12 protein-coding genes, 2 pseudogenes and 1 other annotated feature (1 of these 15 only partly in view) are annotated in these 14718 nt (G+C 54.2%); of the genes and pseudogenes, 1 reads left to right on the top strand and 13 read right to left on the bottom strand.

The genetic code is table 11. From position 1 onward, the window contains the following. Positions 1 to 95 (bottom strand) — a binding site (T-box leader) (it extends 130 nt beyond the left edge of the window). Between the two features lie 47 nt (positions 96 to 142). The 13 genes and pseudogenes from I656_RS0115200 to I656_RS10205 all read right to left on the bottom strand — a co-directional run bounded on the left by I656_RS0115200 (position 143) and on the right by I656_RS10205 (position 13717). Further along, positions 143 to 1203: pseudogene (locus I656_RS0115200) on the bottom strand (AI-2E family transporter). A gap of 118 nt (positions 1204 to 1321) precedes the next feature. Continuing rightward, positions 1322 to 1456 carry a YrzQ family protein gene (locus tag I656_RS17800; RefSeq protein WP_013144658.1) on the bottom strand — a complete coding sequence of 45 codons (135 nt, stop codon included), beginning with the start codon at positions 1454 to 1456 and terminating at the stop codon, positions 1322 to 1324. Between the two features lie 11 nt (positions 1457 to 1467). Beyond that, on the bottom strand, positions 1468 to 1659 hold the full coding sequence (locus I656_RS10165; protein ID WP_008881018.1) for a hypothetical protein: 192 nt from the start codon (positions 1657 to 1659) through the stop codon (positions 1468 to 1470). 15 nt (positions 1660 to 1674) lie between these two features. Beyond that, entirely contained in the window at positions 1675 to 2148 is a 474-nt protein-coding gene (locus I656_RS10170) for a PRC-barrel domain-containing protein (protein ID WP_014196401.1), read from the bottom strand. Between the two features lie 25 nt (positions 2149 to 2173). Beyond that, positions 2174 to 4535 (bottom strand): annotated as a pseudogene (locus I656_RS0115195) (ATP-dependent RecD-like DNA helicase). 19 nt (positions 4536 to 4554) lie between these two features. Then, complete coding sequence (locus tag I656_RS10175) at positions 4555 to 5217, bottom strand: tetratricopeptide repeat protein (RefSeq protein WP_033005219.1); 663 nt, start codon at positions 5215 to 5217, stop codon at positions 4555 to 4557. 88 nt (positions 5218 to 5305) lie between these two features. Further along, the gene (gene mnmA / locus I656_RS10180; RefSeq protein WP_011232040.1) at positions 5306 to 6421 is read right to left on the bottom strand and encodes a tRNA 2-thiouridine(34) synthase MnmA; all 1116 of its coding nucleotides are present in this window, start codon (positions 6419 to 6421) and stop codon (positions 5306 to 5308) included. A gap of 14 nt (positions 6422 to 6435) precedes the next feature. After that, positions 6436 to 7578 (bottom strand): cysteine desulfurase family protein, encoded by a 1143-nt coding sequence (locus I656_RS10185; protein WP_013524205.1) that lies wholly within the window; start codon positions 7576 to 7578, stop codon positions 6436 to 6438. 28 nt (positions 7579 to 7606) lie between these two features. Then, positions 7607 to 8023 (bottom strand): cysteine metabolism transcriptional regulator CymR, encoded by a 417-nt coding sequence (gene cymR / locus I656_RS0115190; protein ID WP_015375472.1) that lies wholly within the window; start codon positions 8021 to 8023, stop codon positions 7607 to 7609. Positions 8024 to 8034: 11 nt separating this feature from the next. Next, positions 8035 to 8268 carry a hypothetical protein gene (locus tag I656_RS10190; protein WP_015375473.1) on the bottom strand — a complete coding sequence of 78 codons (234 nt, stop codon included), beginning with the start codon at positions 8266 to 8268 and terminating at the stop codon, positions 8035 to 8037. A gap of 40 nt (positions 8269 to 8308) precedes the next feature. Continuing rightward, positions 8309 to 9604 carry a replication-associated recombination protein A gene (locus tag I656_RS10195; RefSeq protein WP_020754560.1) on the bottom strand — a complete coding sequence of 432 codons (1296 nt, stop codon included), beginning with the start codon at positions 9602 to 9604 and terminating at the stop codon, positions 8309 to 8311. 107 nt (positions 9605 to 9711) lie between these two features. Further along, the gene (locus I656_RS10200; RefSeq protein WP_033005217.1) at positions 9712 to 10572 is read right to left on the bottom strand and encodes a TetR/AcrR family transcriptional regulator; all 861 of its coding nucleotides are present in this window, start codon (positions 10570 to 10572) and stop codon (positions 9712 to 9714) included. 97 nt (positions 10573 to 10669) lie between these two features. After that, positions 10670 to 13717 (bottom strand): efflux RND transporter permease subunit, encoded by a 3048-nt coding sequence (locus I656_RS10205; RefSeq protein ID WP_033005214.1) that lies wholly within the window; start codon positions 13715 to 13717, stop codon positions 10670 to 10672. A 181-nt stretch (positions 13718 to 13898) separates the two neighbouring features. On the opposite strand from I656_RS10205, the gene I656_RS10210 reads away from it, so the two are divergent. Continuing rightward, positions 13899 to 14549: an RsfA family transcriptional regulator gene (locus I656_RS10210; protein WP_033005212.1), complete on the top strand. Its 651-nt coding sequence runs from the start codon at positions 13899 to 13901 to the stop codon at positions 14547 to 14549. The last annotated feature ends 169 nt before the right edge of the window (positions 14550 to 14718 follow it).

Genomic DNA, 14718 nt, shown 5'->3' with positions numbered 1-14718 from the left:
ATCTGGAATTTCTTTCAGCCGCGGAAATTCCTCTCTGTGCGCGAGCTCGCGCGTTAAGATGGACTGCAACATACTCGATCCGTCATCGCGTTATGTATTCGCTTTTTTCATTGAAAGATTATAGACAAGCAGAGAGCATTTGTCAATGCGAAGCATAATGCTCTTTCCAATGGGCGATGGCCACTTTCAGCACCGCCGCCGTCGGAACGGCGAGAATGAGGCCGAGCACGCCGGCGAGCTCGCCGCCGGCAAAGAGGGCGAGCATAATGACAAGCGGATGCATATGCACGCTTTTGCCGACGATCAGCGGCGACAAAACGTTCCCTTCTAAAAACTGCAAGGTAAAAATGATGACAAGCACGATCACGACCATTTTCAGCGAGACGGTGGCAGCCAAAATGACCGCTGGAACGGCGCCGATCAGCGGGCCAAAATACGGGATGATGTTCGTCACGCCAATGACAAAGCCGAGCAACAGCGGATAATCCATGCCCGCAAGCCACAAGCCGAGCGCCGCTGCCAGACCGATCGCCGCACAGACGAACAGCTGGCCGCGAATGTAGCCGCCGAGCGATTCATCGACATCCTTCAAAAACGTCATCCCCGGCCCACGCCACCGCTTCGGTGTCATGTACCAAATCGCTTTTTTCAACACATCGATGTCTTTTAACATATAGAAGACGATAAACGGAATGATCAACAGCGTCGCCGCCGAACCGATGAACGATTTGGCGGCGTTGATCGCCATCGCGACGGCGGCCGCCGCTGCCTGCTCGATCTCGGCAAACATCGCTCGATGCGTGTGTGCACCTCAAGCGGCCAATTCGACGTCTCGTCGTGGATGTGGCGCACCCATTGGCGGTATGTATTCATCAAAGACGGCAGCTGTTCATCCAGTTCACGCAACTGGGCGATGAATAGCGGCACGCCGCGGTACAAGCCGTAGCCGACCAAACCGAAAAACAACAAATAAATCAACAAAATGGCAAGGGCGCGCGGCATTCCTTTGCGATGGATGGATTCCACAAGCGGGTAGAGCAAATACGTAATAAACGACGCCAGCAAAAACGGCGTCAACACCGTTGCGATAAAATCAATGACCGGCCGCCAAACGTCTTTCATCCGAACGATCAAATAGATGATTGCCGTAATCAGCAGCCATTTTCCGATGCGAAAGAACGACAGCCATTGTTGCTCGCCCATCGCCACACCTCCTACCGTTTAGTGTAGGAGATGCGGCGGGAAATATGCCTTCACCGCTTTTAGCACTATTTGACAGCCACAAGGCGACGCCCCCGCGCAAAGGCGAGGGCGAGCGCCGTCAGCGGATCGCTTGCATCAAGCGGCGGCGCATCCTCCGCATCGTGCGACCGTTCATCCAATCGTTTCGTTGGGCGAGCTGATAAGCGGCGACGCCTAATCCGACTGCTAACAGCGACGTCATCATCCGGTTCATGCGTGTCCCCCCTAAAATTGGATCGTGCGTTCGTGGTCGTCAAACAAGTCGTCAAGAGAACTCAACGTTCCGTCTTCTTCCACTTGATGGGCGTGGATCATCCCTTTCGAGACGGACAGCTCAATAAAGCAATCCCAGCAGTAGTACTGGTTGACGCCGATTTTCCCTAAATTTTTTCGTTTGCAATTCGGGCAAATGAGCATGGACAGCCACTCTCCTTACATCGTTGTTTCCACGGTGACCACGCCTTCTCTGGCGGTGAACGGAGCGAGCTCCATTCGTTTCTTTCCTTCGGTCAAATCGGAAAAAAATCCCTCGCTGATCTCGTATCCGTCAATTTTGCCCAATTGCCCGTCAAAATATACGTCATCCAACAGTCCGATCGTTGTTCCGTCCGCGGCGACAACCATGCTGCCGGCGAGGCCGCGTTCGCCGTAAAGAGAGTGGCCGCTGTCAGAAGAAGGAAACGGCTGGAAGCTATCGGCATCACAGATGATGACTCGGTCGTTTTCGAACGACTGCACGGCTGAAAGCGGCAAATAGCGGCGGCGGCCGAACAAACCGCCCTGTTCCGCGACAAGCCCTTTGACCGCGCCGTGGCTGGTAAACCAAATGTCAGCGATCGTTCCGACCATTTTTCCCGTCGTTTGTTCATAAATGGGAAGGCCCTTGATGTCGGAAAACGTCCGCATCGTTCTCCCACCTTTCCAGCCACCTTTAGCTTGGCTCATCGCCCATAAAGTCATACGGCGTAACGTTTTCCATCCCCATGTTCGCCTCTTCAAACGGCAGTTCGACCTCGACAAACGGCGCCGCCGCCCCCGCCAGCTTCTCAGCGAGCGCCGTCTGGCGCGCTCCGTCGCTTTGTTTTGCGACGCCGAATCGAAACGCTTCCTCTTCCCCGCATAAAACGAGAAACTGCTTGCTTCTTGTCACCGCAGTATACAACAAATTCCGTTTCAACATCCGGTAATAGCTTTTGACGACGGGCAAAATGACGATTGGAAACTCGCTTCCTTGCGCCTTATGAACCGAACAGCAGTACGCATGGGTGATTTGTCCTAAATCTTGCCGTGTGTACGTCACTTCAATGCCATCAAACGAGACGACGAGCAAGTCTTGCTTTTCGATATTTTCTTTGGCGTAAAAAATGGCAACGATTTCGCCGATGTCGCCGTTAAACACATTGTCTTCCGGTTGATTGACGAGCTGCAGCACCTTATCGCCGACGCGGTAGACGACCTCACCGACCGACAGCTCCCGCTTCCCCTCAGCCGGCGGGTTGAACAGCTCTTGAAGCGCTTTGTTCAATTGGTCAATGCCCGCTGGACCACGGTACATCGGGGCGAGCACTTGAATATCTTTGACGGAAAACCCTTTTTTGCGCGCGTTGTCCGCGATTTGCCGCACGACATCGACGACCTGGCCCGCACGGCAGCGGATGAAGGAACGGTCTGCCTTCGGAGCGGTCAAATCGTCCGGCACGACGCCGCGCTTCATCTTATGGGCAAGCTCGATGATCGATGATCCTTCCGCCTGGCGATACACCTCGGTCAACCGAGCGAACGGAATGACGCCTGAAGAGAGCAAGTCTTTCAGCACTTGCCCTGGCCCGACGGATGGCAATTGATCCTCATCGCCGACGAAAATGACTTGCATGCCGTTTGGCACGGCTTTTAACAGCTGGTTGGCGAGCCACGTGTCGACCATCGACATCTCATCGATGACAAGCAGCTTGCCGGAAATCGGTTCGTTCTCGTCGCGGCTGAACCCTTCCGCCCCATTCCAGCCGAGCAAGCGGTGGATCGTCGCCGCCGGCAGCCCGGTCGCCTCGCTCATCCGCTTCGCCGCTCGGCCGGTCGGTGCGGCCAGCAGCACCGGAAACGGCTCGCCTTGTTTGTAGTCAGCCGGGTCAAGAGACAGGCCGTTTAGGGCGGCAAACAGCTCGACGATGCCTTTGATGACCGTCGTTTTCCCCGTTCCCGGACCGCCGGTCAAAATAAACAGCGGCGAAGAAAGCGCTTGTTGGATCGCTTCCCTTTGCTGGGGGGCATATTGCATGCCAAGCCGTTCCTCAAGCGCCCCAAGCGCCAGCAAAAACTCCGACTCGGCAAACGCCGACGGCGGCGTCTGCCCGAGCAGCCGCTTAATGTTGGAGACGATCCCTTTCTCGGCGAAGTAAAGGGAAGGGAGATAATAACGCCCTTGCTCGGCGATCAGCTTCCCTTCCTCGCTTAACATCAGAAGCGTTTGGCTGATCGCTCGTCCATCCACCGCACCGCTCAGCCTTCCGTCAAGCAGCTCCCCGATGCGCTCCATCAGCTCTTCCTCGCGCAAATAAACGTGCCCTTCCTGCAAGCACGCCTGTTCAAGAACAAACAACGAGGCGGCGCGCAGCCGGGCCGGATGGCTGCCGGAAATGCCGAGCTGGCGCCCGATTTCATCAGCGCGGCCAAAGCCGATCCCTTCGATATCCTCAACGAGCTGGTACGGGTTCTCGTGGATGATGTCAATCGCTTCTTCGCCATACGCTTGGTAAATTTTCATGGCCAGCTGCGGGCCAAAACCGAGCTGGGCGAGGGCGATCATCGTTTGCTCAAGCCCTTCGTGGGCGCGAAGCGCATCGTACAGCTGCTTCGCCTTTTTTTTTCGTCAGCTTCGGCACACGCTCTAGCGCCTTGGGGTCGCGCAAAATCGCGGCGATCGCGTTTTCGCCGAGCGTCTCGACAATCGCCGCAGCCGTTTTTTTGCCGATTCCTTTAAACAAACCGCTCGATAAATAATGAATGACTCCTTCTTTCGTGTTCGGAAGCTGTTTGCGGAACTGACTAGCCGCATATTGGCGGCCAAAACGCGGATGTTGGCGGAATTGTCCGTAAAAGATGTAGACGTCCCCTTCGTTTAAACGCGGAAAATAGCCGGTGACGACGACTTCCTCCTCAACGGGCGCTTCATTCGTTTCCTCAACGCGCACGCGGACGACCGTGTACAATGTTTCCTCATTATGAAAAATGACCGCCAAGCACACTCCTTTAATGAACGTGCGTCCGTCAAGGGCGAGGATTTGTTGCTCTTGCAACAGCCATCCCCCTGCCTTTTTACGGCGCAAGCCGCTTTTCCATCAGTTTCTTTCCGTATCCGGCAAGCACGTGATCGGGCTTGGCTTCCAAGGCAGCGGCAAACATATGGCGGGCGGCATCGAGCTCATCTTTGTACGCATAAATGACGCCTAAATTGTAGTACGCATCAGCGTGGCGCGGATCGAGTTCCAACGTTTTTTCGAAATAACGCTTCGCCTCATCGACATAATCGAGCGTGGCGAGGCAAAGGCCAAGCTGAAACAGCGCTTCGGCATCCGTCTCGTTCAGCTCAGCCGCGCGCTGCAAATACGGCAGCGCCAGCCGCGGCATCTCGAGCCGCCATAAGGACATGCCGAGCATAAAATGCGTATCGGCATCGTCAAGACCAAGCCCAAGCGCGCGCTCAAACATATCTTTCGCTTTCGCGAACTGCTCACGCTTATAATGCACTGTACCCATGCCGTAATACGCGGCCGCCGCCTTCTTGTCAATTTTCAGCGCCTGTCGGAAACAGTCAAGCGCCTTCTCTTCTTCACCGGCAGCAACGAGAACCGTGCCGATGTTAATGTACCCGGCCGGATCGTCCGGATGCTGTTCGACCGCAGCGGAAAAACAGCGGATGGCTTCCTCATACTTCCCCTCGCGCATATACGCCAAGCCTTGTTCGTTGAAATTGGCCACCGCCCATCCCCCCTGATTCAACGTGATTTTCAAGCAACGGCCCCCAGCCTAATAGCCTGATTGAAGATCGTGCGCACCGGCACATCCGTCAACCAACATACCAAAGCTTTTCGCCGTTGCGGAACACTTCATCGATCGTGCCGCCGCCGAGGCATTCCTCGCCGTTGTAAAAAACAACCGCCTGCCCCGGCGTCACCGCCCGCGCCGGCGCATCAAACACGACTTCCGCCCCGCCGTCCGCAAGCGGGTGGACCGTCACGCCGACATCAGGCTGACGATAGCGAAATTTCGCCGTGCAACGGAACGGCGCTTCCGGCTTGCGGTCAGACACCCAGTTGACATCGACCGCCTTTAGCGAGGTGGAATACAAATATTCGTTTTCAAACCCTTGGGCGACATACAGCACATTTTCGCGCACATCTTTGCCGACGACAAACCACGGTTCGCCGCTGCCGCCGATGCCAAGGCCGTGGCGCTGGCCGATCGTGTAATACATGACGCCGTCATGCCGCCCTTTCACTTCGCCATCGAGCGTTTTCATCACTCCCGGCTGGGCCGGCAAATAATGGCTCAAAAATTCTTTGAAATCGCGTTCACCGATAAAACAAATGCCCGTGCTGTCTTTTTTTCCAGCGGTGGCGAGCCCAGCCTCTTTCGCAATCCGGCGCACGTCCGCTTTCTGCAAATGGCCGATCGGAAACATCACTTTCGACAGCTGAGCTTGGCCGAGCTGGTTTAAAAAGTACGTTTGATCTTTGTTCGGGTCGGCTCCGCGCAGCATTTTATATTCGCCATCGCGAAACTCGACGCGGGCGTAATGGCCGGTTGCGATGTAATCGGCGCCGATCGACATGGCGTGCTCTAAAAACGCCTTGAACTTAATTTCCTTATTGCACATCACGTCCGGGTTCGGCGTGCGCCCGGCTTTGTATTCATTCAAAAAGTACGTAAACACTTTGTCCCAATACTGTTTTTCAAAATTGACCGCATAATACGGGATGCCGATTTGGTTGCAGACGCGCACGACATCTTCGTAGTCCTCAGTCGCCGTGCAAACGCCGTTTTCATCGGTGTCATCCCAGTTTTTCATAAAAATGCCGATCACATCATATCCTTGTTCTTTCAATAGCAGCGCAGCGACCGACGAGTCGACCCCGCCGGACATGCCGACGACGACGCGCGTTTCGTGCGGCGCTTTGTTCATGCTGTTTCCCCCCTTTAGCGGTTTGTGAGCCGCTTTATGATCTTCACGGTTTCCTCGGCCGCCCGCTCGATTTGTTCCATCGTATTGCCGAGCCCGAAGCTGAAGCGCACAGACGAACGGATGCGCTCCGACTCTTTTCCGCACATCGCGACAAGCACGTGCGACGGGTCGATTGACCCGGCGGTGCATGCTGACCCGCTCGAGGCGGCAATGCCGGCTAAATCCAAGTTCACGAGCAGCGATTCGACATTCGTTCCCGGGAAGGCGACATTCAAAATATGCGGCAGGCCATCCGGGCGGCCGTTGACCGCATAGTCGATCCCTGAGGAGCGGAAAATCGCAAGCATCGCCTCGCGCCACGCCGCATATTGCCGACGTTTCTCTTCCCTTGTTCGCTCAGCGATTTCCGCCGCCTGCGCCAAGCCGATGATGCCGGGGACGTTTTCCGTGCCGGCGCGCCGCTTCCGCTCCTGTTCGCCGCCGAAAAGGAGCGGAGTGATGCGGACCGTTTCCCGGACATAAAGCGCGCCGCTTCCTTTCGGGCCGTTGATTTTATGAGCGGAAATCGACAGCAAATCGATCCCGTATTCATTCACATCGATCGGAAGAAGCCCGTACGCCTGGACGGCGTCCGTATGGAAATAAGCCGGATGATCGCGAAGCAGCGCCCCGATTTCGCGAATCGGCTGGATCGTGCCGACTTCGTTGTTGGCAAACATGACCGACACCAAAACGGTCTCATCGCGCAGCGCGGCCTTGACATCCTCGACCGATACCGTCCCTTGTTCGTCAACGGGCAAATACGTGACCTCAAACCCTTGCGTCTCTAAATATTCACAAGCGCGCAGCACCGCATGATGCTCGATGGCGGTTGTAATGATATGATTGCCGCGGCCGCGGTTCGCTATGGCCGTTCCGATGACCGCAAAGTTATCTGCTTCCGTGCCGCCGCTTGTAAACACAATCTCCGTCTCTTTCGCCCCAATCGAGCGGGCGATGACAGCCCTCGCTTCATCGACCGCGCGGCGGCTCTGCCGTCCAAAATGATGGATGCTTGACGGGTTGCCGAACTGTTCCGTCATCCACTGGACCATACCGGCAGCCACGTCTGGATGGACCGGGGAAGTTGCCGCATGGTCCAAATAAATCCGTTCCAACGGCCATTCTCCTTTCCTTTCTGTATGCTTAAATATAAAACATATATGCCCCTTCATCCCCGTCGCTATACTTCGCCAAATCTTCGAGCGTTGTGCTGTCGAGCACTTCCTCGACCGCATCGCGGATGCGAATCCATAGCTCGCGCTTCGCCGGCTCTTCCTCCTCGAGCTCCTCGACCGGGGCCAGCGGCCCCTCCAACACGCGCAAAATGTCGCCGGCGGTGATTTTCGCCGGATGTTCAGCAAGCACATAGCCGCCATACGCTCCGCGAATGCTTTTGACGAGCCCGGCGTTGCGCAGCGGCGTGACGAGCTGCTCTAAATAATGTTCGGATAAATTGTTCGCCTTGGCGATCGAACGAAGCGAGATCGGACGATCGCCATATTTTTTGGCCAATTCAATCATAATCGTCAAGCCATATCGGCCTTTCGTCGAAATCTTCATTCATATCCCTCCTAACGGCTTAACCCTTGCGTCCGAGTGCCGGCGGCCGGTCCAAGCAGGCGGCTTGCGACCTTTTGGCATTGCGGCAGCGCCAAGCCGGCAATCGAACCGATCGTCACACAAAAAAGGAACGTGCCAAACGACACCGGGCCGCCGAGCAACCAGCCGGCCAACAGCACGAACGCTTCGATCCCGATGCGAATGTACGCCACGTTCCATCCGGTCAGCTCGGTCAAAGCGAGCATGAAACGCCTGTGTTATTATATCATAAAAATCCCTTTCCCTTCACGGCTGAACCTTGACCTCTTGTTTCAACTGCTCAAGCCGCCGGTACACTTTGGCGTAATGTTTTTCCTCGCCATGCTCTTTCGGTTCATAATAGCGGACGCCTTCCAGAGCGGAGGGCAAATACGTTTGCGCCACCCAGCTGTTCGGATAATCGTGCGGATACAAGTAGCCTTGTCCACGCCCGAGTGCAGCCGCCCCTTTGTAATGAGCGTCTTTTAAATGATCCGGAATATCGCCAAGCTTGCCGGAACGGACATCGGCAATGGCAGCGTCCAGCGCCTTGTAAGCACTGTTGGATTTCGGGCTTAAACAGAGTTCAATCGTCACAACCGCGAGCGGAATGCGCGCTTCCGGCAGCCCGAGGCGTTCCGCCGCTTCGACCGCTGCCTGTACTTTCACTCCCATCATCGGATTGGCAAGTCCGATATCCTCATAAGCCATCACAAGCAATCTCCGGCAAACGGCCGCCAAGTCTCCGCCTTCAAGCAGACGGGCCAAATAATGAAGCGCGGCATCGGCATCGCTGCCGCGCACGCTTTTTTGAAACGCGGACAACAACGAATAATAATGATCGCCATATTTGTCATGGGTAAAACCGCGGTTTGCGGTGCATGAAGCCACGATATCCTCATCAATATACAAGCGGCCGTGGCGCTCATCGGCAGCCGCAACCGCCGCCTCCAGAAGCGAAAGCGCGACGCGCGCATCCCCACCGGCTGCCTCGGCGATGCGCCATAACAACGACTCGTCAATGACAACCGGCGGCTCGCCGACCCCTCGTTCCGGATCAGCGAGCGCCCGTTTCAGAATGATCAAGAGGTCATCCGGCGTGAGCGGTTTCAGTTGTTGGATTTGCCCGCAGCGGCTGCGAATGGCGGGATTGACCTCGTGAAACGGGTTTTCCGTTGTGGCGCCAATCAAGGTCACGAGCCCGGATTCGAGATGCGGCAACAAAACGTCTTGCTGCGCTTTATTCAGCCGATGGATTTCGTCGATAAACAACACGACGTTCCCTGACCAGCGCGCCGCTTCGACTGCCTCTTCGATTTCCTTTTTGCCGGCGGTCGTCGCATTGATGGCGACCCATTCGCGCCCGGCGGTGCGGGCAATGGCGTAAGCGAGTGACGTCTTCCCTGTCCCCGGCTCTCCGTAAAGCAAAAGCGAGGGAACATGACCTTTTTTGACCATTTTATAAAGCGGCGTACTAGGGCCAATGATGTGCTGTTGCCCAACGATCTCATCGATCGTCCGCGGCCGCATCCGCCAAGCAAGCGGCTCCGTCGTTTTGGGCATGCCGACCCCCTCCTTGAGATTGATGACGCTATGTTCACAGACATCCTCCGATGCCGCCTATTCATTTTCGGCGAATGGGGCGTCTCCCCGTGGGAAGAGCGGTGGTTTTAATCAAAATAGCGTTCAATGGCCTCCTTCAACTCATTGTACAGCGGAAGCGAGTATTTCGCCAAATAGAGCAAAAGCGCCTCCACCATAAACCGCCTAGCTGTCTCCCCTTTCTCGAGTTCTTCCTTCAATAAGCGCAGCGAGCGAAGAATATCGTCTTCAACCGGACGCAGCGCCGCCATGCGCTCTAAACAGCTGATGGCCCGTTCTTTCCATTGACTCCGCTCTTGGGTCGCCGCAGCCATGTAATCCGCCATCATCGTTTCATCGAGCAACCCCGTCTTGCCGTCAAGCAGGCTGGCAACGATGGCATCAAGCCGATCGAGCAAGAAGGGGGCAAGCTTCTCAGGAAGCAGCGGCTTTCGGTCTACCGCCAAGTAAATCAGATATTCTTTCAGCATTCCGTTGAGCATCGTCGCGCAATCAAACGAAACTGGACGCACTTGTTCGCCGTATATGTCTTCAATCGCCCGGCGATACCAGTGGAGCGTATGGGCGCGGATGCGAAACACCAGATGCTGCACCTCATGGCTCACCTTCACGGCTTGTTCGCCCAACTGCATTTGCACCAGCTCTTTATGTTCGTCAAACAGCTGGATTTGTACAGTCAACTGACGGCAAAACCGCTCGCGCGCGGTTAAGGAGGGATCAGCCTCGATTTGTTTAAGCTGGTGAAACAAGACTTCATAATGGTAGCGGAAAATCGATACAGCCAACTCTTCTTTTGATTTGAAATAATTGTAAATCGAACCTTTGGCTACTCCGCTCCGTTCGGCGATTTCCTGCATGGAGGTAGCGTGATAGCCTTTTTCGGCGAATAATTTCATCGCCGTTTCAATGATGTCCTCTTTCCGTCCCAATGTTTTCTCCTTCCTTACTCCTTCTTCATGTCCATTATAGTCGATCTTGCCATGAAAAAAAATGCCGGACGGCCCGTTATCCGGCCATCCAGCCCTGTCATTTTGCCATCGGTTCGCGTTTTGCCGTCCGGAAGAAAAACGCCTCATACATCGCAGGAATGAACACAAGCGTCAATAACGTCGACGACGTCAGGCCGCCGATGACCGTGATGGCCAGCCCTTTCGAAATCAACGTGCCGGCCTCATTCGTCAGCGCAAGCGGAATGAGCGCTGTCACAGTCGCAAAGGCTGTCATTAAAATCGGCCGCAGCCGTGTTTTGCCGGCTTCAATGATGGCGCTTCGCACCGTCATCCGTTTTTGTTCGCGGTTTTGCCCGATTCGATCCACCAGCACGATCGCATTGGTCGTCACGATGCCAATGAGCATCAACAAGCCGATCATGACGCTGATGGAAAGCGGCTCATCGGCCACATACAAAGCAAACAGCGAACCGATGGGAACAAACAAAAGGGAAGATAAAATGATCAGCGGCACCCGCACTTTGCCAAATGTAATCAGCATCGTCAAATACACAAGCCCGATGGCCGCCGCCATGGCCACACCGAGCTCGCGGAACGTCTGCACCGTCTCATCGCTTCCGCCGCCCGTTTTCACTGTGACATCGGATGGGATCTTCAAATCATTTACATGTTTCGAAATATCATTCGTGACTTTCTGAATGTTGTCGCCGACAATCTGGGCGGATACGCGGGCAAACACTTTTCCGTCCAGCTTTTGAATGGACGTATACACGTCCGCCTCTTTCACTTCGGCGACAGCTGAAAGTGGAATCACTCCGTTTCTCGTCACGATCGGAAGCTCTTTCAACTCATCGATCGATCCCAACGTTTCATCATACGAAAGTTCGACTTGCTCATCCTTGCCGCCGAGTTTCAGCGTCCCTACATCGACCGGTTTGGTTGCATCGGCCACCGCCCCGAGCAATTGCATGCCCGAAACGCCATAAGCGGCCACCTTTTCCGGATCAATGGCGACAATCACTTGTTTTTGCTTTTCCGTCAAGTTATTCGTCACATCTTTGACATCATCGCGTTGTTTTAAATACGTCTCGACCTGTTTGGCTGCTGTTTGGAGCGCCTCCAAGTCATTGGAGTATAAGTCAATATTCACGTTATTATTCGTTGGCGGCCCTCCGCTCGACATCTCTTGCACGCCCACTTTGGCCCCGGGCGCGAGCTGATTGGCGATGCGGCGCATTTCTTTTTCGAGAACGGCCACGGTTTTCGCGGTGTCAGCGCTGTCCTTTAATCGAATATAATAGCTGGCTTGATTGGGCCGTTTCAATCCTGTGCGGAAATCGCGGCTTCCCACTGCGGCGGTGACGCTCTCGACATCGCTTCGTTTTAAAAACATCTTTTCCATCTCCAACGACACATCATTCGTTTTGACCACCGATGTGGAAGCCGGCAGTTCAATGCTCGCCACCAGCGTTTTCTGCTCTTCGTTCGGCAAAAACGTAAATCCAAGTTTCGGCACGAGCGCCAATGAACCAACCAATAGCACAACCGACAACACAAAGACAATCGCTTTATGGTTGAGCGCCCATTCAATGATTCGGCCATACAGACGCTGAAGCGCTCCTTCTTTTTCCTCTGGCGGCACACGGCGGAACGAAAATTTCGCTAAAATCGGCACAACCGTCACGGCCACCAACAAAGAGGCCAACAGGGCAAACGTAATCGTCAAGGCAAAAGGCAGGAAAAATTCCCCTGTAATGCCCCCAACAAGCCCGAGAGGCAAAAAGACGACAACCGTTGTGATGGTCGAGGACACAATCGCTTTGACAATTTCTTTCGTTGATTGCTCGACTAAATCATCGCTCATGCCTGTTTTCTCCCGGCGGACGCGGCGGAAAATATTTTCGATCACGACAATGCTGTCATCCACGACTCGGCCGACGGCGACGGCCATGCCGCCAAGCGTCATGACATTGAGGGTAATATCCATGCGATTGAGAAAAATGGCCGATACAAGCAGCGAGAGCGGAATCGAGACGATGGCAATCACAGTCGCCCGAACGTTGCGCAAAAAGAGCAAGACGGCCAGCGAAGCGAACAGCGCCCCGAGCAGCCCTTCACGGACAAGCGATTCAACGGATTGTTTGATGCCAGCTGACGAATCAAACCCGATGGAATAATCAAACTGATGTTTGTAGGAATTCAGCACGTTGATCACTTGGTCTGCCACTTCAATCGTATTGGCATCTTGTTTTTTCGTCACCGCCATCGACAGCGATGGCTTCAAATTATAGCGGGTGAATTCGCTTTGCTCGTTGACTTCCTCAATCGTCGCAATATCCCCAAGCTTCACGGGAGAGACGCGCTGCAATCCATTCGCCGCCATAGGAACAGCTGTCGGCACGAGTTTCAGATTTTTCAACTCATGGATGGTGTTCAATTTTTCCTCGACGCGAACCGGAATTTGCCATGTATCGGTTTGCAACGTTCCAGCCGGGAACGCCAACACCTTTTCATTGATTTGGTTTTTAATCTCTGACAAGGTCAATCCCGCCTGAGCGGCCTTTTTCCGATCGACTGTGATCCGGATGAGGCGCTCGCTGTCTCCACCGATCGAAACGGAATTCACCCCGTCGATTTTATTCAATTCTGGAATCACTTCGGTTTCCAGCAACGTTTGCAGATCGGTTTCGTTTTTGGCAAACAAGGAAATGTTGAAAACCGGGATGGAACCGAATGAAAACCGATTGACTTCCGTTTGGACATGATCGGGCAATCCTGCCTTATCAATGAGCGATTCGACCTGCCGCTCCATTTTCTCCATATCTGTCCGAAACGGGAATTCAAGATTGATAACAGCCATTCCTTCATAGGAAGAACTCTGCATTTGCTTAAGCCCGTCAAGGGACTTCAGTTTTTCCTCGAGCTTGGCCGTGACCTCCTCATTCACGTCTTGCGGAGAAGCCCCAGGATAGACCGCTTCAATCGACAACTGGGGAAATTCAATGTTCGGCAGCAAATCGACCTTCAAGGAGGAGAAGGAATACAGTCCTAGAAACATGAGCAAAAACGAACATACAAACACAGCTGCCGCATTTTTCAAACTGAACCTAGTCAAAAACGTCATCATGCCACCTCTCATCCCACGATTTTGACCAATCAGTCTAATTATTTTGAACTGACCGGTCATACAAAACTATTTCTATGATACATGAAAATGGGAAAAATGAAAAGGGCGAAGTTTAAAGTGGAAATCAAACGGAAAAACTATGACCATATCAACATTACCATTTGATGGGGTGGACAACATGAAAACAAGACAGGATGCTTGGTCACATGAAGAAGATGTACTGTTGGCTGAAACGGTGCTGCAATATATACGCGAAGGAAAAACGCAACTTGCCGCTTTTGAAGTCGTTGGGAGACAACTGCACCGCACAGCGGCAGCATGCGGATTCCGTTGGAACGCCGAGGTGCGCAAACGGTACGTTGAGGCGATCGAACAGGCAAAAAAGCAGCGGAAAGAACGGAAACGGGCGCTCGAAATGATGAAAAAGTGGCAAAAAGACAATACGGTTGCTGCTTGGAGTCCTTCTGGAGAACGGGACGGCGCCGAAGGGTCATCGCCTTTTCTCCCGGCAGCCCCATTGACACTGGAGCAGTGCATTTCATTTTTGCAAACATTGCGGCGCGGCATCGAGGAGATGGAAGCGATCCGCCAAGACAACGAGCGCCTGAAACGCGAGCGGGCGGAATGGCAGGCGCGGAACGAACAGCTTGCTCAAAAACTCGAACGCCTTGAAACGAGGCAGACCACCGTGCAAGAAGATTATGAGGCGCTCGTGAAAATCATGGCTCGCGCCCGCCAGCTCGCTTCCGAAGAAGGCGACCGCTTCTCTCTTGCCGAGCTGTTTGCCGCCGAGGCGAACGGATCGAACGAATCGCTCGCCCATTCATAAAAAAAGAAGGTGCCCCAACAAAGTATCGGGACACGTTTTCACCGCTGGAACGACGGACAGCGCCCGCAACAAACCGGTGAATGCACCGGATGTTTACAGGAACCTTCGCCTTCCCATTTTGTTCGAAGTCAACTACCCCCACTTCGCTCACGCTTGAAGTGGGGGCTTG

Origin of the sequence: Geobacillus sp. WSUCF1, assembly GCF_000422025.1 — a bacterium.
GTDB lineage: Bacteria > Bacillota > Bacilli > Bacillales > Anoxybacillaceae > Geobacillus > Geobacillus zalihae.
Note: the sequence above shows the minus strand (reverse complement) of the source record. Positions and strands in the feature narration are given on the sequence as shown.